Source organism: Streptomyces sp. NPDC093111, assembly GCF_040683955.1.
GTDB lineage: Bacteria > Actinomycetota > Actinomycetes > Streptomycetales > Streptomycetaceae > Streptomyces.
The window spans coordinates 94247-119858 of record NZ_JBFBNW010000018.1; the positions used below are offsets into that span (position 1 = coordinate 94247).

Here is a 25612-nt window from a genome sequence, read left to right on the forward strand (position 1 = left end):
GGGCCGGCTCTCGGTCACTCCTCGGTGTTCTTCGCCGGTGTCGCGTTCTTCGCCGCCGCCTCGCCCCGCGCCGTCTCCAGCTTGGCCGTGTACACCGCCGACAGCGCCCCGCCCAGGGCGATCAGCATCGCGAGTCCCGGCAGCCCCAGCGACAGGTACGCGGCGCCCGTGGCCACGGCCCAGGCGGCCAGCAGGCCCTTGGCGCGGCGGCTCAGGAAGAGGCGCCGGGCGGGGGTGGCGGGCACCGTGCCCAGGGCGCCCGCGGGGCCGTCCGTCGCCGCCTTGGGGCGCTTGAAGTAGCCGTACACCAGCCACTCGCCGCACAGCTCCCAGCCCTCGGGGTCCAGCGCGTCGAGCACCTTCGCGCGGCGCCGGCCGCTGATCACCTCGCGCCGGTACTCCCAGGCGAGCGGCGCCCCGGGCGCCCGGCGGCAGACGAAGCGGCCCAGCGAGTCCAGGTGCTCGACCTCCCAGCCCTGGTCGCCGTGGACGGTCAGCATCCGCCGGTCGTTGAAGAGGTCCGCGGTCCAGGTCCAGCGCTCCGCCGCCTCGTCCGGCTCCCCGGGCGTCGGCGCGAGCCCGCCCAGGGAGGCCGCGAAGCGGGCGGCCGGGCCGAACTCCTCCTCCGGCGCGGTGCCGGACTCGGCGAGGTGGCCGCGCAGCTCGTCGGCCGTCCGGGTGATCTGCTCCTCGGGTACCCCGGCGGCGCGCAGCGCGCCGGACAGTTCGGCGAAGTAGCGGTCGGTGCGGGTGTCGGTGGGCCGGGTGCTCATCGTGTGGTTCCCCCTGGGTGCAACTGGGTGCCTACGGCCCGGTGGAACTGCGTCCAGGCCTCGCTCTCGGCCGCGAGATGGGTCCGCCCGGTCTCCGTGAGCCGGTAGTAGCGGCGTCCGGGTCCCCGTTCGGCGGCCCGGAACTCGGCCTCGACGAGGCCGGCCTCCTCCAGGCGGTTCAGCACGGGATACAGCGTCCCGCCCTTGATCTCGCCGAGTCCCGCCCCGGCGAGTGCCTTGGCGATCTCGTACCCGTAACTCTCACCGTCGGTCAGGCAGGAGAGGACGAGCAGGTCGAGGACTCCCTTGAGCCAGCTGGATCTGCGGTCTGCGGCCATGGGCGCATTCCATCACTACCTAGGTAGGAATACAATCTAGGTAGTGAGTCGAGTGCCGTCTCAGATAGTAGGAAGTCCGAGTAATTGTGGAGACAGTTCGGCCGAGCTGTCCTAGCTTTGTAGGAGCCGAACGTCCCGCTCCATCGAGCGCAGGGCGGTCGAGAGCGCCACGCCCCGAGCAGGCAACCCCTGCGGCGGCGCTCCCCGCCCCTTCCGGCGCCTTCGATCACCACCGATCTCGCATCACCGTGGATCTCGGATCAACGCTGATCTCAAGGAGTCGATCTCTCATGACCACTCAGACCACCCGCCGCGTCCGCCACTCCGCCGCCCGCCCCAGTGACGACGCCCGCAAGAACGCCGCCGCCGCCCTCCAGCGCGCCCTCGACCGCCGGGACAACGGCGGCGAGACCGGTCACTGACCCGTCCGGGGGGGAGTGCCGGCGCGCCCGCCGACCTGTGGCGCGACTCCCCCCGGCCCCGGAGGATCGTCCGCATCCTGGACATGGTGTGTCAGACGATGGGACGAAGAGTAGGGTGCCGACATGTCTCACAGCATCGATCTCGCAGTCATCCCCGGCGACGGCATCGGCCAGGAGGTCGTGGCCGAGGGCCTCAAGGTCCTCGCGGCCGTCCTCCCCCAGGATGTGAAGCTGGAGACCAAGGAGTACGACTTCGGCGCCAAGCGCTACCACGCCACCGGTGAGACCCTCACCGACGCCGACCTCGACGCCCTCAAGGGCCACGACGCGATCCTGCTCGGCGCGATCGGCGACCCGTCGGTCCCCTCCGGCGTCCTGGAGCGGGGCTTCCTGCTGAAGCTGCGCTTCGCCTTCGACCACCACGTCAACCTGCGTCCCTCGAAGCTGCTCCCCGGCGTCGCGACCCCGCTCGCCGGCCAGCCCGAGATCGACTTCGTCGTCGTCCGCGAGGGCACCGAGGGCCCGTACACGGGCAACGGCGGCACCATCCGCAAGGGCACCCCGCACGAGGTCGCCACCGAGGTCTCCGTCAACACCGCCTACGGTGTCGAGCGCGTGGTCCGGGACGCCTTCGCCCGCGCCCAGGCCCGCCCCCGCAAGAAGCTCACGCTGGTCCACAAGAACAACGTGCTGACCTTCGCGGGCCACCTGTGGACGAACATCTTCGCCAAGGTCGCGGCCGAGTACCCCGAGGTCACCACCGACTACCTGCACGTCGACGCCGCGACGATCTTCCTCGTCACCGACCCGGCCCGCTTCGACGTCATCGTCACCGACAACCTCTTCGGCGACATCATCACCGACCTCGCCGCCGCCGTCTCCGGCGGGATCGGCGTCGCCGCCTCCGGGAACATCAACCCGGGCGGCGAGTTCCCGTCCATGTTCGAGCCGGTCCACGGCTCCGCCCCGGACATCGCGGGCCAGGGCAAGGCCGACCCCACGGCCACCGTGCTCTCCGTCGCGCTGCTGCTGCGCCACCTCGGCTACGAGGCCGAGGCCGCCCGCATCGAGGTGGCGGTCGCCGCCGACCTCACCGAGCGCGGCGACACCTCCCGTACGACGGCCGAGATCGGCGACGCGCTCGCGGTACGCGTAGCGAGCTGACCCGCCGCTGAACGTTCCACACCAGCCGCCGGGTCGCACTCCGCACCCGGCGGCTGTACCTATGCGGTCGCAGGGTGCCACCATCGAACCCTGGACCGCGTCACCACACCGTTTCATGCAGCGGCCACCACGAGCGATAATCGAACGTGGGGCCGCGGCATGCGGGAAAGCTCGGACGTCCTAGCAGTACTGCCTAGCGGCGTGAGCGCGGTCCGACACACACAACCGGTGAAGGACAAGCACTCATGACGACGCCCACCATCGAGCTCAAGCCCTCCTCCAGCCCGCTGTCCGACGCGGAGCGCGAGGCGATCCTGGCCAACCCGGGATTCGGCCGCCACTTCACCGACCACATGGTCACCATCCGCTGGACGGAGGGCCGGGGCTGGCACGACGGGCAGCTGGTGCCCTACGGCCCGCTCTCGCTCGACCCGGCGACGAGCGTCCTCCACTACGCCCAGGAGATCTTCGAGGGCCTGAAGGCCTACCGCCGTCCCGACGGTTCGGTCGCCACCTTCCGCCCCGACGCCAACGGCCGCCGCTTCCAGTTCTCCGCGCACCGCCTCGGCATGCCGGAGCTCCCGGTCGAGACCTTCATCGAGGCCTGTGACGCCCTGGTCCGCCAGGACGCGGCGTGGGTGCCGGCGCACGGCGGCGAGGAGTCCCTCTACCTGCGTCCGTTCATGATCGCCACGGAGGTCGGCCTGGGTGTCCGCCCGGCCAACGAGTACCTCTTCGTCGTCATCGCCTCCCCGGCGGGCGCCTACTTCCCGGACGGCGTCAAGCCGGTCGCCATCTGGGCCTCCGAGGACCGAGTCCGCGCCGTCCCCGGCGGCGTCGGCGACGCCAAGACCGGCGGCAACTACGCCGCGTCCCTGCTCGCCCAGGCCGAGGCCGCCGAGAAGGGCTGCATCCAGGTCGCCTACCTCGACGCCGTCGAGCACAAGTGGGTCGAGGAACTGGGCGGCATGAACCTGTACTTCGTGTACGGGAACAAGATCGTCACCCCGACCCTCACCGGCTCCCTGCTCGCGGGCATCACCCGCGACTCGCTGCTCCAGGTCGCCCGCGACCTCGGTTACGAGTCGGAGGAGGCCCGCGTCTCCATCGACCAGTGGCAGGCGGACGCCGCGGCCGGCACCCTCACCGAGGTCTTCGCCTGCGGCACCGCCGCCGTCATCACCCCCGTCGGTACGGTCAAGTCCGCCCGCGGCGAGTGGCACCACTCGGGCGGCGAGCCCGGCGAGGTCACGATGAAGCTGCGCGAGGCCCTGCTCGCGATCCAGACCGGCAAGGCCGAGGACACCCACGGCTGGGTGCACGAGCTGGGCAAGTGACGGGCTAGCCCCTGTCGGCCAGGACGCCCGGGACGGTCTCCGTCCCGGGCGTCTTCGTCTCGGGTGTCTTCGTCCCGGGCTTCTCAGTCTCGGGCGTTTTCGTCGTCTCGGCCGTTTCCGTCCCGGGCGTGTCCGTCCCGGGCGTCTCCCGTGCCGGGGACGGCGTCAGGACGGCGTACAGCACACCGCCGACGATCCCCGAGAGGACGAAGCTGCAGTCGATCCCGCCGGTCAGGGCGAGCAGCGGCCCCTCGTAGAGCGGCGTCGACACCGCGGCCAGGCCGACCGCCGCGCCGAGCGCCCAGGAGGCGGTGGCGCGCGGGTGCCAGCCGGCCGTGTACCAGTAGACGCCGCCGCGCGAGCGCTTGTTGTAGACCTGGAGCGCCTCCGCGTCGTACCGGCCCCCGTGGCGCACGTGCCCGATCAGGGTGATCACCGCCCAGGGCGTGCCGATCGCGGTGAGCAGCAGCACGAACGAGGTCATCGCGGTCTGCGCGTCCGAGGCGAAGTGGCCCAGGAAGACGAAGGCGGTGGCGACCGCCGCCACGACCAGCGTGGCCCGGGCGCGGGTGGCCTTCGGCAGGATCGCGTCGAGGTCGAGGCCCATCGAGTAGAGCATCAGACCGGCGTTGCCGACCGAGCCGGCGGTCGCCGCGATCAGCAGCGGGACCAGGTACCAGGCGGGTGAGGCCGCGACCAGCGGCCCGGCGTACTCCACGCCGCCGCGGGCCGCCAGGGCCGTGTACGTGCCGAAGAGCTGAGGGATCAGCAGGCCCACGACGAGGCCCAGACAGGTGGCGCGCCAGACCTTCCTCGGGCTGTGCTTCGCGGGCGAGATGTAGCGGGTGTAGTCGCCGAGCAGGGTGATGAAGGCGACCGGCCCGCTGAGCCCGGCGGCGACCGCCGCGAACAGCCAGGTCGGCCAGAACGAACCCAGCAGGTACGGGGTGTCCGGCACCGCGGCGGTGGTGAAGTCCCCGGCGTACGCGAGGAGTCCGAGCCCGAGCAGCAGGGTCATGCCGACGGCGAGCGCCTGGCTCAGCTTCAGCAGCAGCCGGTAGCCGTAGACCGCGCCGACCACGGTGAGCGCGGCGAGCAGGGCGTACACGAGGGTGTGCGCCAGGCCGCCGGTCGGCAGGCCGACCAGGCGCTCCAGGGTGCCCACCATCACGTCGCCGCCGATCCACAGGGTCAGCGCCGTGTAGCCCAGCGAGAGCAGCAGGCCGACCACCGAGCCGACGAGCCGGCCGCGGACGCCGAAGAAGGCGCCGGAGGAGGTGGACAGGTTGGTGGCGGTGCGCAGCGAGATCAGCGCGAGCGGGGCGGTGACGGCCACGCCGACGAGCGTGCCGGTGACGACCGAGGTGACCGAGGCCCACAGGCCGAGCCCGAAGGAGACCGGCAGCCAGCCGAAGACGATCACGCCCAGGCAGAGGTTGGAGCCGAGCAGGATCGAGACGAGGTCGCGCGGGCCGCTGGTGCGTTCCGCTTCGGGGATGGTGTCGACTCCGCGCTGTTCTATCGCCATGGGGTCTCCTGGGGGAGGGGGCGGGGCAGGGACGCGTGGGGGGTGAATTTAGAGCGACGCTCAATGTGACCCACATGAACTGCGGACGTCAATGCTTGGAACCTTCGGTTTGAGCATTTAGAGTGTCGCTCAAACAGGAGGTGTTTGGCACGTGCGACTGACCCCCACGGAACGCGACCGGCTGCTGCTCTTCGGTGCCGCCGAGCTGGCCCGGGCCCGCCGGGCGCGGGGCCTGCGGCTCAATGTCCCCGAGGCGACCGCGCTCATCGCGGACACGGTCTGCGAGGCGGCCCGCGACGGCAAGCGACTCGCCGAGGCGATCGAGGCGGCCCGTTCCGTCCTCGGCCCCGAGGACGTCCTGCCGGGCGTCGCGGACGTCGTCACGGAGGTCCACGTCGAGGCCGTCTTCGACGACGGTTCCCGGCTCGCGGTGGTCTCCGCGCCCATCGGCGGCGGCTCCCTCGGGGAGCGGGCGCCCGGCGCGCTGCTGCCGGGGGCCGAGCACGCCGACCGCGAGCCCGAGCTGCGGCTCCGGGTCCGCAACACGGCGGCGGTGCCGGTGAGTGTGACCTCGCACTTCCATTTCTTCGAGGCGAATCCGCGGTTGGCGTTCGATCGTGGTGCGGCGTACGGGATGCGGTTGGCGATTCCGGCGGGTGCGTCGTTCCGTTTCGATCCGGGTGGTGAGGCCGAGGTGGGTCTGGTGCCGATCGGTGGTGCGCGGGTGGCGATCGGTTTCGCGGGTCTGGTGGACGGTCCGCTGGACGCCCCCGGGGCGAAGGAGGAGGCCCTGCGCAGGGCCGCCGCCTGCGGCTACCTCGGCGCGGGACCGGGAGCGGCCGGAGCGGCCAGCACGCCCGGCACGTCCGTCGACCCCGGAGCGTCCGCCGATCCGGGCACGCCGGGTGCGCCCGGCACGTCCGCAGACCCCGGCACGTCCGGCACCCCCGGCGACGCGTCCGACAAGGAGGAGAGCTGATGGATCCCTACGAGTACGCCTCCGTGCACGGACCCCGTGCCGGCGACCGGGTCGTCCTCGGCGACTCCGGCCTCGTCGTCCGGGTCGAGTCCGACTCCCAGAAGCGCGGCGACGAGTTCCTCGCCGGCTTCGGCAAGACCGCCCGCGACGGACTGCTCCTGAAGGCCGCCTCGGTCCGCGAGACCTGCGACGTCGTCATCAGCAACGTCCTCGTGATCGACGCCGTCCTCGGCATCCGCAAGGTGTCCATCGGCATCCGCGAGGGGCGCATCCACGCGATCGGCCGGGCCGGCAACCCCGACACCCTCGACGGCGTCGACGTCGTCGTCGGCACCGGGACCTCGATCGTCTCCGGCGAGGGCCTGATCGCCACCGCCGGCGCCGTCGACACCCACGTACACCTGTTGTCGCCGCGCATCATGGAGGCCTCGCTCGCGAGCGGCGTCACCACCATCATCGGCCAGGAGTTCGGCCCCGTCTGGGGCGTCGGCGTCAACTCGCCCTGGGCCCTGCGGCACGCCTTCAGCGCCTTCGACGCCTGGCCCGTCAACATCGGCTTCCTCGCCCGCGGCTCCTCCTCCGACCCCGCCCCGCTCGTGGAGGCGCTGGCCGAGGGCGGCGCGTCCGGGTTCAAGGTGCACGAGGACATGGGTGCCCACACCCGGGCCCTGGACACCGCGCTGCGGGTCGCCGAGGAGCACGACGTGCAGGTCGCCCTGCACAGCGACGGCCTCAACGAGTGCCTGTCCGTCGAGGACACCCTGAGCGTTCTGGAGGGGCGCACGATCCATGCCTTCCACATCGAGGGCTGCGGCGGCGGTCACGTCCCCAACGTCCTGAAGATGGCGGGCGTGCCGAACGTCATCGGCTCCTCCACCAACCCCACGCTGCCCTTCGGACGCGACGCCGTCGCCGAGCACTACGGCATGATCGTCTCCGTCCACGACCTGAAGACGGACCTGCCGGGCGACGCGGCCATGGCGCGGGACCGGATCAGGGCCGGGACCATGGGCGCGGAGGACGTCCTGCACGACCTCGGCGCCATCGGCATCACCTCCTCCGACGCCCAGGGCATGGGCCGCGCCGGCGAGACCGTCCGCCGCACCTTCGCCATGGCCGGCAAGATGAAGGCCGAGCTCGGCCCCCTCGAAGGCGACGGCGCGCACGACGACAACGCGCGCGTGCTCCGCTACATGGCCAAGCTGACCATCAACCCGGCGATCGCCCACGGCCTCGCCCACGAGATCGGCTCCATCGAGGTCGGCAAGATGGCCGACATCGTGCTGTGGCGGCCCGAGTACTTCGGCGCCAAGCCGCAGATGGTGCTGAAGTCCGGCTTCCCCGCGTGGGGCGTCACCGGCGACCCGAACGCCGCCACCGACACCTGCCAGCCGCTCGTCCTCGGCCCGCTCTTCGGCGCCCACGGAGCGGCCCCGGCCGACCTCTCGGTCGCGTTCGTCGCCCAGGCCGCCGTCGACCTCGGCTCCGACCGGATGCCGACCCGCCGCCGCCGCGTCGCCGTGCGCGGCACCCGCGGCATCGGCCCCGGGGACCTGCTGCTCAACTCCCGGATCGGTGACGTCCAGGTCGACGGCCACAGCGGCCTCGTCTCGCTGGACGGTTCGCCGATCCGCTCCGAGGCGGCCGACTCCGTCTCCCTCAACCGCCTCTACTTCCTCTGACCCGCTAGGACCGCAGCCCATGACGTACCGCATGCCCGCCGAGTGGACCCGCCACGAGCGCACCTGGATGGCCTGGCCCAGCCCCAACCCGACCTTCACCAACGCCGAGGAGCTCGCCGAGGCCCGTACCGCCTGGGCCTCCGTGGCCCGCGCCGTCCGCCGCTTCGAACCGGTCACCATGGTGGTCGGCCCCGGTGACGCCGAATCCGCCCGCGCCCTCCTCGGCGCGGACGTCGACCTCGTCGAGCGCGAGCTGGACGACGCCTGGATGCGCGACATCGGCCCGACCTTCGTCACCGACGGCACGCGGCTGGCCGCGGTCGACTGGGTGTTCAACGGCTGGGGCGGCCAGGACTGGGCGCGCTGGGAGCACGACTCCACGATCGCCCGCCATGTCGCCGCCGCGGCCGGCGTGCCCGTCCTGTCCTCCCCGCTCGTCAACGAGGGCGGCGCGATCCACGTCGACGGCGAGGGCACGGTCCTCCTCACCGACACCGTCCAGCTCGGTCCGGGCCGCAACCCCGAGTGGAGCCGCCTCCAGGTCGAGGAGGAGATCCACGCGAAGCTGGGCACCACCAAGGCGATCTGGCTCCCGCACGGCCTGGCCGGCGACTACGGCCTGTACGGCACCCAGGGCCACGTCGACATCGTCGCCGCCTTCGCCCGCCCCGGCACCGTCCTGGTCCACAGCCAGCGGGACCCGGCCCACCCGGACCACGCGCGCTCCCTGCTCTACGTCGACCTCCTGCGCGGCCAGACCGACGCCCAGGGCCGCCCCCTGGAGGTCATCGAGGTCCCGGCCCCGACCGTCCTGAAGGACGATGAGGGCGACTGGGTCGACTACTCGTACATCAACCACTACCTGTGCAACGACGGCGTCGTCCTCTGCGCCTTCGACGACCCGAACGACGAGGTCGCGGCGGAGATCTTCCGCGGCCTCTTCCCGGAGCGCGAGGTCGTGCTGGTGGACGCGCGGCAGATCTTCGCGGGCGGCGGCGGCATCCACTGCATCACCCAGCAGCAGCCCGCGGTCTGACCGCCCCGGCGCCCGGCCCGGCCCCGCGCGAAACCCGTGGTGCGGGGCCGGCCGGGCGCCCTAGGATGAGCGTCAAGGGCGGGGTCGTAGCACAGAGGTAGTGCGCCGCGACGACATCTCGGAGGACGCCGGTTCGAATCCGGTCGCCCCGCCCCCTTCGCTCCCCGGCCGCCCCGCCCCCTTCGCCTCCCGGCCGCTCCGCCCGCGGGCACGGAGCCCCCGGCCGGATCATGTAGAACGTACGAGTGAGTCAGAGCAACGACCCGACCCCCCACCCCCGCCGCCGCAACCAGGCCGCCCCGCCCCGCGAGGACGTGCTCGCCGCCGCGATGGACACCATCGCCGAGCGCGGGCTCGACGGGCTGACCATGGCCGGTCTCGGGCGCCAGGTCGGGATGAGCAGCGGGCACCTGCTCTACTACTTCCGCACCAAGGACGAGCTGCTGCTGCGGACCCTGGAGTGGAGCGAGGGGCGGCTCGGTGCCGAGCGCAGTGCGCTGCTGTCCGGGCCCGGGAGCGCGCGGGAGCGGCTCGACGGCTACGTGGACGTGTACGTGCCGGTGGGGCCGCGCGACCCGCACTGGACGCTGTGGCTGGAGGTCTGGAACCGGTCGCAGAACGCCGACGACGACGCCCGCGCCCGGCAGGCCGCCATCGAGGGCGCCTGGCACCGCGACCTGGTGGCGATCCTGGCCGAAGGCGTCTCGCGCGGCGAGTTCCGGGCGGTCGACCCCGACCGGTTCGGGACCCGCATGCGGGCCCTCCTGGACGGCTTCAGCGTCCATGTCGCGGTCGGCATCCCGGGTACAGGACGCGAGCAAGTCCTGGGCCACGTACGGGAGTTCATTGATCAAACCCTGATCGCGCGACCTCAAGGCACGTAAGTACTCCCGATCGTTGCGCGGTACGGCCTTGTTGCCGACGGGCTTCCTCCGGCACGGTTCCTGCCCATGGGACGAGAGCACTGGAAGAAGATCTGGGTCGGGTCCGCGGGCAACATGGTCGAGTGGTTCGACTGGTTCGTCTACGCCAGCTTCGCGACCTACTTCGCGGGGGCGTTCTTCCCCGAGGGCAACGACACCGCCAAGCTGATGAACACCGCCGGCATCTTCGCCGTCGGCTTCTTCATGCGCCCGGTCGGCGGCTGGCTCCTCGGCCGGGTCGCCGACCGCAAGGGCCGCAAGACCGCGCTGACCCTCACCGTGACGCTGATGTCCGCCTCGGCCGTCCTCATCGCCGTCGCCCCCACCTACGCCGTCGCCGGATACGGCGGTGCCGCCGTCCTCCTCGTCGCCCGCCTCCTCCAGGGGCTCTCCGTCGGCGGCGAGTACGCCGCCAGCGCCACCTACCTCACCGAGGCATCCGCCCCGGAACACCGCGGCTTCGCCTCCAGCTTCCAGTACGTGTCGATGACGGCCGGCCAGATCGTCGGCCTGGGACTCCAGATCGTCCTCCAGCGCACCCTGTCCACCGAGGCCCTGCACAGCTGGGGCTGGCGCATCCCCTTCATCGTCGGCGCCCTCGGCGCGGGCGTCGTCTTCTACCTGCGCCGCGCCATGCTGGAGACCGAGGTGTACGCGGAGTCCGCCGACTCCGGGGTCGCGCGCGGCGAACAGGGCACCCTCAAGGCGCTGTGGGCGCACCGGCGCGAGGCCTTCCTGGTCGTCGCGCTCACCATGGGCGGCACCGTCGCCTACTACACGTACACCACCTACCTGACGAAGTACCTCTCCAACTCCGCCGGGCTGCCCAAGCAGACCGCCACCCTGGTCTCCTTCTGCGCGCTGATCGTCTTCGCCTGCCTCCAGCCGCTCGCCGGCCGCCTCTCCGACCGGATCGGACGCCGCCCGCTGCTCATCACCTTCGCGGTCGGCTCCACCCTCCTGACCGTCCCGATCATGACGATGCTCCGGCACGCGGGCTCCTTCTGGCCGGCCCTCGGCCTCTCCCTCCTCGCGCTCCTCGTGGTCACCGGCTACACCTCCATCAACGCCTGCGTGAAGGCCGAGCTCTTCCCGACCGGCATCCGCGCCCTCGGCGTCGCCCTGCCGTACGCCGTCGCCAACGCCCTCTTCGGCGGCACGGCCGAGTACGTGGCGCTCTGGTTCAAGGAGGCCGGCATCGAGTCCGGCTTCTTCTGGTACGTGGCGGGCTGCGCGGCCGTCTCGCTGGTCGTCTACCTCACGATGCGCGAGACCCGCGACATCGACCTCGGCCGGGTCGGCGGCGCGCTGCCGGGACAGCGGGCCGACGGGCCGGAGAAGGCCGCCGCCCCGGCGTCCTGAGCCGACGGCTCGGGCGCGCGGCCCGGCGTGGCCCGGCGCGGCCCGGCGCGCGTCCCGACCTCGCGGCCCGGGCCGGCCCTCCCGGCCCGTTCGCGGACCGGCCGCCCGCATGCTGAGACCACGCCCCTCTCGGCCACCGGGCTGTGGCAGACTGCGGGCGTGCTTGCTACCACCATGATTATCGGCAGCAGCGCGCCGGTCCGCAGTGGCCGCTGACGCGTGGAACAACCCCCACGCAGGCGGACACCGTGCCCCAGACCCGCGCGCAGACCTCTCGCACCCGCGAGGGGTTTTTTCGTTTTCCGGCCCCACCACCGCCGAAAACGGACCGCGCGTGAGAATGGGGGCAAGTGGATCCAGACTTCCGGAGCCACATCCGACAGGAGCCATCACAGTCATGACCACGGAGAACGGCGAGAGCCCGCGCCTCGACGACAGCTTCCATGTCTTCGACACGACGCTGCGCGACGGCGCCCAGCGCGAAGGAATCAACCTCACCGTCGCGGACAAGCTGACGATCGCGCGGCACCTCGACGACTTCGGCGTCGGCTTCATCGAGGGCGGCTGGCCCGGCGCCAACCCGCGTGACACCGAGTTCTTCGCCCGCGCCCGGCAGGAGATCGCGTTCAAGAACGCGCAGCTCGTCGCCTTCGGCGCCACCCGGAGGGCCGGCGGCAAGGCCGCCGAGGACCCGCAGGTCAAGGCGCTGCTCGACTCCGGCGCCCCGGTGATCACCCTCGTCGCCAAGTCGCACGACCGGCACGTCGAGCTCGCCCTGCGCACCACCCTCGAAGAGAACCTGGAGATGGTCCGCGACACCGTCTCCCACCTGCGCGCCCAGGGCCGCCGGGTCTTCGTCGACTGCGAGCACTTCTTCGACGGCTACAAGGCCAACCCCGGCTACGCCAAGGACGTCGTCCGCACCGCGTACGAGGCCGGCGCCGATGTCGTCATCCTCTGCGACACCAACGGCGGCATGCTGCCCGCCCAGGTCCAGGCCGTCGTCGCCACCGTCCTCGCCGACACCGGCGCCCGGCTCGGCATCCACGCCCAGGACGACACCGGCTGCGCCGTCGCCAACACCCTCGCCGCCGTCGACGCGGGCGCCACCCACGTCCAGTGCACCGCCAACGGCTACGGCGAGCGGGTCGGCAACGCCAACCTCTTCCCCGTCGTCGCGGCCCTGGAGCTCAAGTACGGCAAGACCGTGCTGCCCGAGGGCTCCCTCCCCGAGATGACCCGGATCTCGCACGCCATCGCCGAGGTCGTCAACCTCACCCCCTCCACCCACCAGCCGTACGTGGGCGTCTCCGCCTTCGCGCACAAGGCGGGCCTGCACGCCTCCGCCATCAAGGTGGACCCCGACCTCTACCAGCACATCGACCCCGAGCTGGTCGGCAACACCATGCGGATGCTCGTCTCCGACATGGCAGGCCGCGCCTCCATCGAGCTCAAGGGCAAGGAGCTCGGCGTCGACCTGGGCGGCGACCGCGCGCTGGTCGCCCGGGTCGTCGAGCGGGTCAAGGAACGCGAGCTCAAGGGCTACACGTACGAGGCCGCCGACGCCTCCTTCGAGCTGCTGCTCCGCGAGGAGGTCGAGGGCCGCCCCCGCCGCTACTTCCGCACCGAGTCCTGGCGGGCCATCGTCGAGGACCGCCCGGACGGCACCCACGCCAACGAGGCCACCGTGAAGCTGTGGGCCAAGGGCGAGCGGATCGTCGCCACCGCCGAGGGCAACGGCCCCGTCAACGCCCTCGACCGCGCCATCCGGGTGGCCCTTGAGCGGATCTACCCGCCGCTGGCCACGTTCGGCCTCGTCGACTACAAGGTCCGCATCCTGGAGGGCCGCCACGGCACCGAGTCCACCACCCGGGTCCTGGTCACCACCAGCGACGGCAACAACGAGTGGGCGACCGTCGGCGTCGGCGGCAACGTCATCGCCGCCTCCTGGCACGCCCTGGAGGACGCCTTCACCTACGGGCTGCTCCGGGCGGGCATCGACCCCGCCGAATAGCCCCTCTATGTCCTGTTCGATGCTGTTCGGGTAGCGTCGAACCATGAGGACCAGGGCGATACCCGTTTGGTCGGCCCTCGCCGGGCTGGCACTTCTGCTGCTCCTGGTCCTGGCCCCCTCCGCGGGGGCCGGGACCACGGGCCTGTCCGACGCCGCCGCGGCCCTGAAACAGGGACCGGTGTACGTGGACCCGGGGGCCGCCGCCCAGCTGTCGAAGGCCGACGCGGACGCCCTCGCGAAGAAGATCAAGGACGCGGACAAGCCGCTGTTCGTGGCGGTGCTCCCGGCGAACGCCGCGTTCCCGCCGGAGAACCTGCTGCGCAACCTGCGCACCGAGACCGGCGTCACCGGGCTCTACGCCGTACGCCTCGGCGACGGCTTCAACGCGGCCGCCGACCGCTCCGTGATGTCCGGCGACGCCGTCCGCAACCTCGTCACCGACGTGCGGCAGCCCGGCATCTCCGCCGCGACCGAGCTCAACAACTTCGTCGACCAGGCCCTGCCCACGATGCGCGGCTCCGCCCCGGCCAGTTGGGGCGCCACCGGCTCGGGCTCCGGCGGCGGCGTCCCGGTCGGCGGGCTGATCGCCATCGGCGCGGTCGTCGTGGCCGGCGGCGCCGGTCTGTACACGGTGTCCCGCCGCAAGCGGCTCCGCAGGGAGGCCGAGGAGCGCGCCGCCCTCGACCGGCTGCGGGTCGTCGTCGACGAGGACATCACCGCCTTCGGCGAGGAGCTGGAGCGGCTCGACTTCCACCCGGCCGAGGCCGGCGCCGACGACGCCATGCGCGGCGACTACGAGCGCGCCCTCGACTCCTACGACCGGGCCAAGTCCCTGATGGGCGCGGTCACCCGCCCGCACGAGGTGCGCGGGGTCACCCAGGCCCTGGAGGACGGGCGCTACTCGCTCGCCGTGCTCGCCGCCCGCCGCGAGGGCCGGGCACTGCCCGAGCGCCGCGCGCCCTGCTTCTTCGACCCGCGCCACGGCCCCTCCACCGAGGACCGCACCTGGACCCCGGCCGGCGGCGCCGCCCGCGAGGTCCCGGTCTGCGCCGCCGACGCGGCCCGCCTGGACGACGGGCTCGACCCGCAGGCCCGCACGGTCGAGACCGACGGCGGGCGCCGCCCCTACTGGGAGGCGGGACCCGCGTACGGCCCCTGGGCGGGCGGATACTTCGGCGGCGGGATGCTGCCCGGCCTGCTCGTCGGCACCATGCTCGGCTCGATGCTCGCCACCCCGGCCTACGCCGCCGAGTACGGCGGCGCGGACTTCCAGGGCGGGGACTTCTCCGGGGCCGACTTCAGCTCCGGCGACTTCGGGTCGAGCGACTTCGGCGGCTTCGACGGGGGCGGTGGCTTCGACGGAGGTGGCGGCTTCGACGGGGGCGGCGGTTTCTGACCCCCGGGCCGCCGACCGCCGGGCCGCCGACCGCCGGGCCCGCCGGCCCGCCGGGCGAGGGGCCGTTCCCCCTTCCCCTCCCGGTCAGACCAGGGGCTTCACCGACATCAGCAGGTGCCGGTGGGTCCCGCCCTCGCCGTCCGTGATCAGCGCCCGCTGCCCGGGGCCGAGCAGCCGCAGACGCAGCTCCGTGGCCTCGAAGGAGCTCAGGGCGTCGAGCAGATAGCCCGGGTTGAAGGCGACCGTCAGCGACTCGGCGCCGGTGAGCGTGGCGGGGAGCCGCTGGGAGGCGATGTCGTCCTCGTACCCCGCCTGGAGGTGGACGCCGGTCGCGTCGAAGGTCAGCTGGACCGGGCTGTCGCCCTCGGCCACCACCGCCACCCGCTTCACCGCCTCGACCAGCGGGGCGCGGCCGGTGACGGCGACCGCGTGCTCGCCGAGCGCGAACAGCTTGTCGTGCCGGGGGAGCCGCCCGTCCAGGAGCCGGGTGGTGGTCCGCATGCCGCCGCTCTCGAAGCCGATCGAGCCCTGGTCGAGGGCGAGCCGGAGCGGCCCCGCGCCCGCGAGGGAGCGGGCGATCTCGGTGAGCCGGCGGGCCGGGACCACCACGTCGGCGGCCTCGGCGCCGGGCGCCTCCTCCGGCTGCCACTCCAGGGTGCGCACCGCGTACCGGTAGCGGTCCGTGGCGGCCAGGGTCATCGTGGTGCCGTCCAGGCCGAGCCGTATCCCCGTGAGCACCGGCAGCGCGTCGTCCCGCCCGGCCGCCACCGCCACGTGCCCGACCGCCGCCGCGAAGGCGTCCGCGTCCACCGTGCCGCGCAGGGCGGGCAGCGCCGGCGGGGCCGGGTGGTCGTCCAGCGGCAGCAGCGAGAGCCCGAACCGGGCGTCGCCGCCGGTCACCGAGAGCCGGGCGCCCTCGACCGCGCAGCCCGCCGTCCCGGCCGGCAGCACCTTGCAGATGTCGAGCAGGCGGCGGCCCAGGACCAGGGCGCGCCCGTCCCGCAGGGTGTCGGCGTCCACCTCGATCCGGGCGGACGCCTCGTAGTCCAGGCCGGAGACGCGCAGCCGGCCGTCCGCGGCCTCCAGGAGCAGACCGCCGAGGACGGGCACGGGGGAGCGGGCGGGCAGCACCCGGGCCGCCCACGCCACGGCTTCGGTCAACAGGCCGCTGTCGATACGGAATTCCATGCCGCGACGCTAGCGCCCGGCACTGACAACGCCGGAAATCCCTCCCGCTCCTTGATCGGTCTGCGGTAGGAAGGCGGTGCGGCGCGGTCCGTCGCGCCATGACGAGGGGAACGCGATGAGCGAGGTCCACGGCGGGGTCCACGGCACGGTGGCACCCGGGTTCGAATCCGTACGGGAGGAGTTCGCCGGCGTCCTCGCCGACGAGACGCGGGACGGCGGCGGCCAGCTCGCGGTCTACCACCGCGGCCGGCGGGTCGTCGACCTGTGGGGCGGCGACGGGGTCGACGGCGACTCGCTGCTCGCCCTGTACTCCTCCAGCAAGGGCGCCACCGCGCTGGTCGTCGCCCTGCTCGTGCAGGACGGCGCGCTCGACCTCGACCGCGAAGTGGCCTCCTGGTGGCCGGAGTTCGCCGCCGAGGGCAAGGGCGGCGTCACCCTGCGGGAGCTCCTGGCGCACCGGGCCGGCGCGATCGGCGTCGAGGGCGGCTTCACGCTGGACGAGCTCGCCGACGACCGGGTGGTCGCCGCCAGGCTCGCCGCCCACCGCCCGTACTGGGAGCCCGGCACCGGCCACGGCTACCACGCCCACACCTTCGGCGCGCTGGCCGGCGAGGTGGTGCTGCGGGCCACCGGCCGCACGGTCCGGGAGTACTACGAGGAGCGGGTCCGCGTCCCGTACGGGGTGGACTACCACCTCGGGCTGCCCGAGGAGCTCGAAGGGCGCTTCCGCACAATCCTGCCGATGCTGCCCACACCGGACGAGCAGGCGTTCCTCGACGCGCACCCGATCGACCCCGGCAGCCTGATGGGCGTCGCCTTCGGCCTGCACGCCGATCCGCCGGTCGACGAGGTCGCGTACGGCAACTCCCGGGCCGTGCGGGCCGGGGCGCCGCTCTCCGGCGGCGGCGTCGGCAGCGCGCGCGGGCTCGCCCGGATGTACGCGGCGGTGGCCGGCGAGCTCGACGGGCGGGCGCCGCTCCTGAAGCCCGACACCCTCGACGTGTTCTCGCGCGTCCACTCCAGCGGCACGGACCTGGTCACCGGGAGCTCCAACGCCTTCGGCCTCGGCTTCGTCCCGCTCGCCACCCGTCACCCGGAGCTCGGCGCGACCGCGGTCGGTCACAGCGGCGCACCCGGCTCCCAGGCGTTCGCCGACCCGGGCCGGGCCCTCGCGTACAGCTACACCCGCCGCCGCTTCGCCGTCATGGGCGGCCCCGGCGCCCCCGAGAACGTGCGCCTGATCGCGGCGGTGGCCGCGGCGGCCGACCGGCAGGACGCCCAGGTCGTGTCCGGATAGTCCCGCCCAGCCCCCGGGAACGCCGAGCGCCCGCCTTCCGCAGCAGCGGAGAGGCGGGCGCGCTCGTTGTCCGGGCCGGACGGCGTGGGACGGGCCGGACGGCAGTGCGGGGGTGGAGCCCCCGGGATCAGGCGGCGTTCTTGATGGCGGAGATGTCGAAGTTCAGCTTGACCTTGTCGCTGACCATGACGCCGCCGGTCTCCAGGGCCGCGTTCCAGGTCAGGCCCCAGTCGGAGCGCAGGATCTCGGCGTTGCCCTCGAAGCCGACCCGCTCGTTGCCGTAGACGTCGGTCGCGGTGCCGTTGAACTCCAGGTCGATGGCGAGCGGCTTGGTGACGTCCTTGATGGTCAGCTCGCCGGTGACGCGGTACTTGTCGCCGCCCAGCTGCTGGGCCTGGGTGGAGCGGAAGCTCATCAGCGGGAACTGCTCGGCGTCGAAGAAGTCGCCGCTGCGCAGGTGCCCGTCACGGTCGGCGATGCCGGTGTCGATGGAGGCGATCTTGACGTCGATGACGGCGGTGGAGGAGGCCGGGTCCGAGCCGTTCAGCTTCAGCGCGCCCTCGTGCTCCGCGAAGGTGCCGCGGACGTTGGTGACCATGGCGTGACGGACGGTGAAGCCGATGCTGCTGTGGGCCGGGTCGATCGTGTAGTCGCCGGTCAGGGCGGCGAGGGCCGGGTCCACCGGGAGGGTGGCGGTGGCGGTGGCGACGGCGGTCTCGTTCTTGCGGCTGAAGATGCCCATGACGTGCTCCTTGATCAGATTCACCGGCGGGGGAGGGGCCGGTTCCCGTGTTGTTGAACCTTCAACGAGAACGACGATAGACCTATTCCGTTCAACTTTCAACTTCTACGGAAGATGTTCACCCGCACGGCCCCGACGCCCTCTGGCGGACGCGCGTAGAACTACGGCACCATCTCCCTGCGCGCCCAGCGCCACCGCACCACCTGCACAGCCGTCCCCAACCGTCACGGTCATCAGCAGGAGGCACCCCTATGCAGCCCGTCCCGCAGCCCGTCGCGCAGCTCCGTACGCCGTCCCGTAGGACGTACGGCTCCGTCCGCTCCGTCCTCACCGCCCTCGCGCTGGTCCTCGGCGCCCTCTTCGCCCCCGGCTTCGGCGCCCTGTCCACCGCGGGCGACGCCCACGCCGCCGTCACGGTCACCAAGATCAGCCACGCGACGGCGACCTCGATGTTCCGCTCCTCGGGGATCACCTGGTCCTCGTCCGGCGGCTGCTCGGACCGCAACAACGCCACCTGCACGTCCTTCGAGCAGCTCAACCAGGCCACCGCCCAGGGCGCCCAGACCCTGAAGAGCGCCAGCGGCTGCGCCCTCAACATCACCGGCGGCACCGAGACCGGCCACGCGAGCGGCACCTACTCGCACTGGAACGGCTACAAGCTGGACTTCGCCAAGGGCACCTGTGTCACCAACTACGTCAAGAACACGTTCACCTACATCGGCCTGCGCGGCGACGGCGCCCCGCAGTGGAAGTCCGGCGCCGGCAACGTCTACGCCGACGAGGGCAACCACTGGGACGTGACCTTCTACAACTGCGGCGGCTGCTGAGGCACCGGCTCCACTTGGACTAACCGGAGGGGTTGTTGGACTGGCGGGGCCGTCGGCGGACGATCTCGTTGACGCTGCTCCGCCACCCGGGCCAACTGGTGCGCATGTCGCACCCACACCCGCCCTCCGCCGCGCGGCGGCTGCGCACGATCTGTGCGCTGGCCGCCGCCACCTCCGCCGTCCTCGCCCTGGCCGGACCGGCCCGCGCCGGCACCGGAGGCCCTCCGGCTAGCTCCGCCGACGCCACCGCCACCGGCGCGCTCATCGGGTCCGCGCGGCTCTCCGTCGCCGTCGCCGAGGACTTCCCGCGCGTCCTCTCGTACACGGACCGGGCCACCGGCGCCCGGCTGCTCGGCAGCACCGCGCCCGTCACCCAGATCGTCCTCAACGGCACCGCCCACACGGTCCGGGCCACCGGCGCGCCCGTTCTGACCCGCGACTCCGCCGCGTACACGCTCGCCTTCCCCGACCTGCCCGGGGTCGAGATCGACGCCCGGCTGAGCGTCGAGGGCCGGGCCACCACCTTCCGGGTCACCGCGGTCCGCGACACCGAGACCTTCCGGGTCGGCACCCTCGACATCCCCGGCCACGACCTGGTCTCCGTCGGCTCCGCCGACCCCGGCGCCGAGACCGCGTTCACCCGGCTCGACCCCGACTCCACCCGCACCGCCGACGTCTTCGCGAAGGTCACCGACGCCACCCCGGCCGAGCCGGGCGCCGTCGGCGCCACGTACGCGATCGTCAACACCGGCCGGCTCGCCGCCGCCGTCGAGTCCAACTCCTCCTACGACAAGCCCTCCGGCCCCTCCGCCCGCGACGGCGCCCGCCTCTGGCACCAGGCCCGCAGGACCGGCACCGAGACCCGCGTCGGCGTCTGGTCCGGTCAGTGGACCTACCGGGGCGCCGGGGCCCCCGCGCCCGAGAGCGGCGACGCCCTGCCCTGGGCGAAGGTCGTCGTCACCCCCGACGCCAACGGCGACGGGCGCACCGACTGGCAGGACGGCGCCGTCGCCTTCCGCACCATCGGCGTCAGGGCCGCGGGCAGCGAGCGGACCCCCGACCGGGTGGTCGCCCACATCCCGTTCAACTTCGCCTCCCAGGCCACCCACCCCTTCCTGCGCACCCTCGACGACGTCAAGCGGATCTCGCTGTCCACCGACGGCCTCGGCCAGTTCGCCCTGCTCAAGGGATACGGCTCCGAGGGCCACGACTCCGCCCACCCCGACTACGGCGGCAACTACAACAAGCGCGCCGGCGGCCTCGCCGACCTCAACACGCTGCTGCGGGAGGGCCGGAAGTGGGGCGCGGGCTTCGGCGTCCACATCAACGCCACCGAGTCGTACCCCGAGGCGAAGAACTTCAGCGAGACCCTCGTCGACAAGACCAAACCCGGCTGGAACTGGCTCAACCAGAGCTACTACATCGACCAGCGCCGGGACGTGAACAGCGGCGACCTCGCCCGCCGCCTCCAGCAGCTGAGGGACGAGACCGACCCCAACCTGTCGGCCCTCTACATAGACGTCTACTACACCCACGGCTGGATCGCCGACAAGACGATGCGGGCCGTACGGGCGCAGGGCTGGAACGTCGCCACCGAGTGGTCCGAGAAGTTCGAGCGGGACTCCCTCTGGTCCCACTGGGCCAACGACCTCGACTACGGCGGCGCCACCAACAAGGGCCTCAACTCCCAGATCATCCGCTTCATCCGCAACGGCGAGAAGGACGTCTGGAACAACCACCCGGTCCTCGGCCAGACCGCCCTCGTCGACTTCGAGGGCTGGACCGGCGAGACCGACTACACCGCCTTCACCGCCAACATCTGGCAGCGCAACCTGCCCGCCAAGTACCTCCAGCACCAGCGGATCACCCGCTGGGACGGCGACGACATCACCTTCACCGGCGGCGTCCGCGGCACCCTGGAGAACGGCCGCCGCACCTTCTACGACCACGGCCGCAAGGTCCTCGACGGCGACGCCTACCTGCTGCCCTGGTCCGGCGGGAGCAAGCTCTACCACTACAACAAGGCCGGCGGGACCACGCGTTGGGCCGTCCCCGGCACCGGCTCGTACACCGTCTACAAGCTCACCGACAACGGGCGCGTGAAGACCGGCACCGTCCGGCCCGTCGACGGACACGTCACCCTGGACGCCGCCGCCGGACAGCCCTACGTGCTCTACCCCGACCGGGCCCCCGAGCAGCGCGCCCCCCGCTGGGGCCAGGGCACCCCCGTCAAGGACCCCGGCTTCAACGACGCCGGGCTGCGCTCCTGGACGAAGACCGGCACCGTCGCCCGGGACACCGACGCCCAGGGCCGCTCCAGCGCCCGGCTCGCCGGCGCCGGCCCCGCCTCCGTCCGCCAGCGGATCGGCGGCCTGACCCCCGGCACCCGCTACACCGCCTCCGCCCTGATCGAGGTCGAGGCCGGGAAGACCCGCCCGACCACCCTCTCCATCGGCGGCCGGTCCGTGACCGTGGAGCGCTCGGTCCTGGAGGACCGGGTCGCCGCCTCCGACTGGAACGGCACCCGCCTCCAGCGCGCCAAGGTCACCTTCACCGCCGGGGCGCGCGACGAGCTGAGGATCGAGGCGGCGCCGGACAGCACGGCCACGGTCCGCGTCGACGACGTCCGGATCGTCGCCAACGCCCCCGCGACCAGGCCCGGAACCCTCGTGTACGAGGACTTCGAGGCCGTCGACCAGGGCTGGGGCCCCTTCCTCAAGGGCGACGCGGGCGGCACCACCGACCCGCGCACCCACATCGCCCAGCTGCACGCCCCGTACACGCAGGCGGGCTGGAACGGAAAGCTCATCGACGACGTGCTCGGCGGCGCCGAGTCGCTCAAGTCGCACGACGAGAACAGCGGCCTGGTCTACCGCACCGCCCCCTGGACCGTCCCGATGCGCGACGGGCACAGCTACCGGGTGGAGTTCGCCTACCAGTCCAGCCACGCCGGCGCCTACGAGTGGGTCACCGGCTACGACCGGACGAGCGGCCCCGGCGCCCCCGTCGAGACCCGCCGCACGCCGATCGGGCAGCAGCGGACGCCCGGGCACTTCGCCGAGACCGTCACCGCGGGCTGCGGCGACACCTGGACCGGCCTGCGCAAGCGCGCCGACGCCCCCGACGGCGCCGACTTCGTGCTCGACGGCTTCACCGTGACCGATCTCGGCCCGGCCGCCGAGCGCCCCGCCTGCGGCACCCTCGGCGTCACCGCGCCCGAGACGCTGGAGCCGGGCCGCCCGAACACCGTCACCGTCGCCTTCGGCAACGACGAGCCCGCCGAGGTCTCCGGCGCCCGGGCCACGCTCACCCTCCCCGAGGGCTGGACCGCCGAGCCCGCCGGGTCCGTCGCGCTCGCCCCGGTCGCCCCGGGCGCGAAGGCCACCGCCACCTGGCAGGTCACCCCGCCGGTGGACGCCCCCTACCGGCCGTACGAGCTCGCGGCGGGCGTCACGTACGAGACCGGCGGCGGGCCCCGGCGGCTGACCGCCGCCACCACCGTCCGCACCCTGCCCCCGCCGCCCACCGCCGACAGCTGGGCCAGCGACCTCGACTGGACCTCGGCGAGCAACGGCTGGGGCCCGGTCGAGCGGGACCTCTCCAACGGCGAGACCGGCACCGGCGACGGCAGCCCGCTGCGCGTCGGGGGAGTGACCTACGCCAAGGGCCTGGGCAGCCACGCCCCGGCCACCGTCCGCTACTACCTGGGCGGCCGGTGCACCTCCCTCACCGCCGAGGTCGGGGTGGACGATGTCCAGACCAGCCGCGGCTCGGTCCGCTTCTCGGTGCTCGCCGACGGGACGGAGAAGGCGGCGTCCCCGGTCCTCAAGGCGGCCGACCCCGCCTGGGCGCTCACCGCCGACGTCACCGGGGCCGCGTACGTCGATCTGGTCGTCGGGGACGGCGGCGACGGCAACGGCAACGACCACGCCGACTGGGGGAGCGCACGGTTCCACTGCGGCGGGTGAACCCGCACGGGCCTGACAGGCCAAGGTAGAAAGCGTTTGCTGTGCTCATTGATTGCGTCGGGCGACGGATGTTACACCGGGCGCCAACCGGTCCCCACCCCTTCCCCCGGGAGGCTCCCGTGTCCGTCCCCGCCGTCCCCTCCGTCCCCTCGGTCTCATCCGTCCCCGCCGTCCCCTCGGCGAGCGGCTGGTCCCGCCGCGCCTTCCTCGGCGCCACCTCCGGCGCCGCGGCCGCCCTCGCCCTCGCGCCGTACGCCCAGGCCGCCGCGGCCGCCCCGGCCGACGGCGCGTTCGAGACCCTGCGGCTCCGCTGGCTCGACCTCCAGCTCGGCTCCGGCTACGACGCCGGGGCCGAGCCCTACGCCTCCCGGCTCGCCGAGACCGGCACCCTCGCCCGCGGCTTCCGCGCCACCATGGCGCCCGCCGCGAACTCCCTGTGGCCCGACGCCCCCTTCGACCCGCCGGCCGGCATCACCCAGGGCTACGGACGCCTGTGGACGATGACCCAGGCGTACGTCCAGGACGGCACCGGCTCCACCGGCGACCCCGCCCTCCTCGCCGACGTCCTGCGCGGCCTCGACCACCTCTCCGAGCGCGTCTACCACTCCGGCACCACCCGCTACGGCAACTGGTGGGAGTGGCAGATAGGCGCCCCGCGCCTGCTCATGGACATCGTCGCCGCCCTCCACCCGCTGCTCGGCGCCGACCGGATCGCCGCCGCCTGCGCCGCCGTCGACCACTTCGTCCCGGACTCCGCCCTCGGCGCGTACACCGGCACCTCCACCGGCGCCAACCGGGTCGACCTGTGCCGCTCGGTCGCCCTGCGCGGCGTGCTCGGCGCCGATCCCGCCAAGCTGGCCCTCGCCCGCGACGCCCTCTCGCCCGTCTTCCCGTACGTGACGAAGGGCGACGGCCTCTACGCCGACGGCTCCTTCGTCCAGCACACCTGGGTCGCCTACTCGGGCACCTACGGCCAGGTCATGCTCGACGGCCTCGGCCGGCTCTTCACCCTGCTCGCCGGCTCCGCCTGGGACGTCACCGACCCCGGCCGGCAGATCGTCCTCGACAGCGTCGAACGGGCCTACGCCCCCCTCATCCACGACGGCCTGATGATGGACAGCGTCAACGGGCGGGCCGTCAGCCGCGGCTACCTGAAGAGCGACGAGCGGCGGATCATGCGCTCCGACCACTTCCACGGCCAGGGCCTCATCGCCGCCATCGCCCTGCTCGCCGGCGGCGCGAGCCCCGCCGAGCGGACCCGGTGGCACGCCCGCGTGAAGGGCTGGATCGAGCGCGACACCGTCTCCCCGGTGCTGGCCGCCCGCCAGTTCGGCGTCGCGGACCTCGCCCGGCTGCACGCGATCGCCGCCGGCCCCGTACCGGCCGCGCCCGAACCCACCGGGCACCGCCTCTTCGCCGCCATGGACCGGGCCGTGCATCGCCGCCCCGGCTGGGCCGCCTGCATCGCCATGGCCTCCGAGCGCATCGCGTACTACGAGTGCGGCAACGGCGAGCACCCGCGCGGCTGGCACACCGGCGCCGGCATGCTCTCCTGGTGGACCCGGGGCCAGGGCGACCAGTACACCGACTGGTTCTGGCCCACCGTCGACCCCTACCGGATGCCCGGCACCACCGTCTCCACCCGGCGCCTCGCCGACCGCGCCGGCGGTGAGTGGGGCGCCGCCCGGCCGGCCGTGAAGTGGGTCGGCGGCGCCACCGACGGGGAGTTCGCCGCCGTGGGCCAGCACCTCAAGGGCCTCGGCTCCACCCTGGAGGCCCGCAAGTCCTGGTTCTGCGCCGCCGACACCGTCATCTGCCTGGGTGCCGGGATCACCGCGCGCGACGGCGTCCCCGTCGAGACCGTCGTCGACAACCGCCTGCTCGGCGAGGCCGGCACCGAGGCCCTCAGCACCGGCGACGGCTGGGCCCACCTCGAAGGCCACGGCGGCTGGGTCTTCCCGGGCGGTACGGGGGAGCTGCGCACCCTGCGCGAGGACCGCACCGGCGCCTGGAGCGACATCAACACCACCAGCTCACCCGAACGCCGCACCCGCCGCTACCAGACCCTCTGGCTGGACCACGGCACCGATCCGGTGGGCGCCTCGTACGCCTACCTCCTGATGCCGGGGGCCTCCCGGCGCACCCTCGCCGCCCGCGCCGCGGACCCCGGCTGGCTGTGGATCCTCGCCAACGACGCCGCCCTCCAGGCGGTCGCCGTGCCCTCCCTCGGGCTGACGGCGGCCTCCTTCTGGCAGGCCGGTACGGTGGACCGGCTCACCGTGTCCGCACCCGCGAGCCTGCTGCTCCGGCGGTGCCGTGCCACGGTGACGCTGCGGGTGAGCGAGCCGGTGCGCTCGGGCCGGCCCTTCGAGCTGGTCTGGGACCGGCCGGTGCGCGCGGTGCTCGCCCACGACGACACGGTCGAGGTGCTCGGCACCGGGGCGGGGCTGCGGCTGCGGATCACCCCCGGTACCGCGGGGGCCACCCACCGTTGCGATGTGCTTGTGTAGAAACCCTACAATCACCTGGGGTGTCTGGCTGTTGACTCGGCCTGGTGGGGCCAAGGTTCTGTCAAGCCCCACCAGGAATCGACACGGGAGACTGTACGGAGTCGACGGCGGGGTTTCCTTGGATGA

The 25612-nt window shown here is 73.1% G+C and carries 19 protein-coding genes and 1 tRNA gene; 15 read left to right on the plus strand and 5 right to left on the minus strand.

Translation table 11 applies throughout. The features are described from left to right. Positions 1–14: 14 nt before the first annotated feature. Together AB0Q96_RS29215 and AB0Q96_RS29220 are read right to left on the minus strand one after the other, a co-directional pair. Positions 15–773 carry a hypothetical protein gene (locus AB0Q96_RS29215; protein ID WP_365330613.1) on the minus strand — a complete coding sequence of 253 codons (759 nt, stop codon included), beginning with the start codon at positions 771–773 and terminating at the stop codon, positions 15–17. Next, the gene (locus AB0Q96_RS29220) at positions 770–1111 is read right to left on the minus strand and encodes a helix-turn-helix transcriptional regulator (RefSeq protein WP_365330615.1); all 342 of its coding nucleotides are present in this window, start codon (positions 1109–1111) and stop codon (positions 770–772) included. Before AB0Q96_RS29220 ends, AB0Q96_RS29215 begins: the two co-directional genes overlap by 4 nt. A 290-nt stretch (positions 1112–1401) precedes the next feature. Here AB0Q96_RS29220 and AB0Q96_RS29225 point away from each other — a divergent pair, with 290 nt between their 5' ends. The 3 genes from AB0Q96_RS29225 to AB0Q96_RS29235 all read left to right on the plus strand — a co-directional run bounded on the left by AB0Q96_RS29225 (position 1402) and on the right by AB0Q96_RS29235 (position 4034). Further along, complete coding sequence (locus tag AB0Q96_RS29225; protein ID WP_365330617.1) at positions 1402–1533, plus strand: hypothetical protein; 132 nt, start codon at positions 1402–1404, stop codon at positions 1531–1533. 123 nt (positions 1534–1656) lie between these two features. Next, entirely contained in the window at positions 1657–2697 is a 1041-nt protein-coding gene (locus AB0Q96_RS29230) for a 3-isopropylmalate dehydrogenase (protein WP_365330619.1), read from the plus strand. Between the two features lie 245 nt (positions 2698–2942). Further along, complete coding sequence (locus AB0Q96_RS29235; RefSeq protein ID WP_365330620.1) at positions 2943–4034, plus strand: branched-chain amino acid aminotransferase; 1092 nt, start codon at positions 2943–2945, stop codon at positions 4032–4034. 4 nt (positions 4035–4038) lie between these two features. Here AB0Q96_RS29235 and AB0Q96_RS29240 read toward each other — a convergent pair whose 3' ends face one another. Next, positions 4039–5562 (minus strand): cytosine permease, encoded by a 1524-nt coding sequence (locus AB0Q96_RS29240; protein ID WP_365330622.1) that lies wholly within the window; start codon positions 5560–5562, stop codon positions 4039–4041. Between the two features lie 151 nt (positions 5563–5713). On the opposite strand from AB0Q96_RS29240, the gene ureA reads away from it, so the two are divergent. The 8 genes from ureA (at position 5714) to AB0Q96_RS29280 (ending at position 14954) form a co-directional block, all read left to right on the plus strand. Continuing rightward, a complete protein-coding gene (gene ureA / locus AB0Q96_RS29245) occupies positions 5714–6541 on the plus strand; it encodes an urease subunit gamma (protein WP_365330624.1) in 828 nt (275 codons plus the stop codon). After that, positions 6541–8223 (plus strand): urease subunit alpha, encoded by a 1683-nt coding sequence (locus tag AB0Q96_RS29250; protein ID WP_365330626.1) that lies wholly within the window; start codon positions 6541–6543, stop codon positions 8221–8223. Before ureA ends, AB0Q96_RS29250 begins: the two co-directional genes overlap by 1 nt. A gap of 19 nt (positions 8224–8242) precedes the next feature. Then, positions 8243–9259 carry an agmatine deiminase family protein gene (locus AB0Q96_RS29255; protein ID WP_365330628.1) on the plus strand — a complete coding sequence of 339 codons (1017 nt, stop codon included), beginning with the start codon at positions 8243–8245 and terminating at the stop codon, positions 9257–9259. 78 nt (positions 9260–9337) lie between these two features. Further along, positions 9338–9412 (plus strand) — tRNA-Ser (locus AB0Q96_RS29260). A 176-nt stretch (positions 9413–9588) separates the two neighbouring features. Then, the gene (locus AB0Q96_RS29265) at positions 9589–10143 is read left to right on the plus strand and encodes a TetR/AcrR family transcriptional regulator (protein WP_365330698.1); all 555 of its coding nucleotides are present in this window, start codon (positions 9589–9591) and stop codon (positions 10141–10143) included. Positions 10144–10209: 66 nt separating this feature from the next. Then, the gene (locus tag AB0Q96_RS29270) at positions 10210–11544 is read left to right on the plus strand and encodes an MFS transporter (protein WP_365330630.1); all 1335 of its coding nucleotides are present in this window, start codon (positions 10210–10212) and stop codon (positions 11542–11544) included. Positions 11545–11941: 397 nt separating this feature from the next. Further along, positions 11942–13558, plus strand: coding sequence for a citramalate synthase (gene cimA, locus AB0Q96_RS29275; RefSeq protein WP_365330632.1), 1617 nt, complete (start codon positions 11942–11944; stop codon positions 13556–13558). Between the two features lie 43 nt (positions 13559–13601). Beyond that, positions 13602–14954, plus strand: a complete 1353-nt coding sequence (locus tag AB0Q96_RS29280; protein WP_365330634.1) for a hypothetical protein — start codon at positions 13602–13604, stop codon at positions 14952–14954. Positions 14955–15038: 84 nt separating this feature from the next. Here AB0Q96_RS29280 and dnaN read toward each other — a convergent pair whose 3' ends face one another. After that, entirely contained in the window at positions 15039–16142 is a 1104-nt protein-coding gene (gene dnaN, locus AB0Q96_RS29285; protein WP_365330636.1) for a DNA polymerase III subunit beta, read from the minus strand. A gap of 115 nt (positions 16143–16257) precedes the next feature. Between dnaN and AB0Q96_RS29290 the strand changes: the two genes are divergently transcribed. Beyond that, positions 16258–17439, plus strand: a complete 1182-nt coding sequence (locus tag AB0Q96_RS29290; protein WP_365330638.1) for a serine hydrolase domain-containing protein — start codon at positions 16258–16260, stop codon at positions 17437–17439. A 127-nt stretch (positions 17440–17566) separates the two neighbouring features. Here the strand turns inward: AB0Q96_RS29290 and AB0Q96_RS29295 are convergent, their stop codons facing one another. After that, the gene (locus AB0Q96_RS29295) at positions 17567–18181 is read right to left on the minus strand and encodes a YceI family protein (protein ID WP_365330640.1); all 615 of its coding nucleotides are present in this window, start codon (positions 18179–18181) and stop codon (positions 17567–17569) included. A 251-nt stretch (positions 18182–18432) separates the two neighbouring features. On the opposite strand from AB0Q96_RS29295, the gene AB0Q96_RS29300 reads away from it, so the two are divergent. From AB0Q96_RS29300 to AB0Q96_RS29310, 3 genes are all read left to right on the plus strand, one after another. Continuing rightward, on the plus strand, positions 18433–19008 hold the full coding sequence (locus AB0Q96_RS29300) for a hypothetical protein (protein ID WP_365330642.1): 576 nt from the start codon (positions 18433–18435) through the stop codon (positions 19006–19008). Positions 19009–19112: 104 nt separating this feature from the next. Continuing rightward, entirely contained in the window at positions 19113–22976 is a 3864-nt protein-coding gene (locus tag AB0Q96_RS29305; protein WP_365330644.1) for an endo-alpha-N-acetylgalactosaminidase family protein, read from the plus strand. Positions 22977–23095: 119 nt separating this feature from the next. Then, complete coding sequence (locus tag AB0Q96_RS29310) at positions 23096–25486, plus strand: polysaccharide lyase 8 family protein (RefSeq protein ID WP_365330646.1); 2391 nt, start codon at positions 23096–23098, stop codon at positions 25484–25486. Positions 25487–25612: the final 126 nt, after the last annotated feature.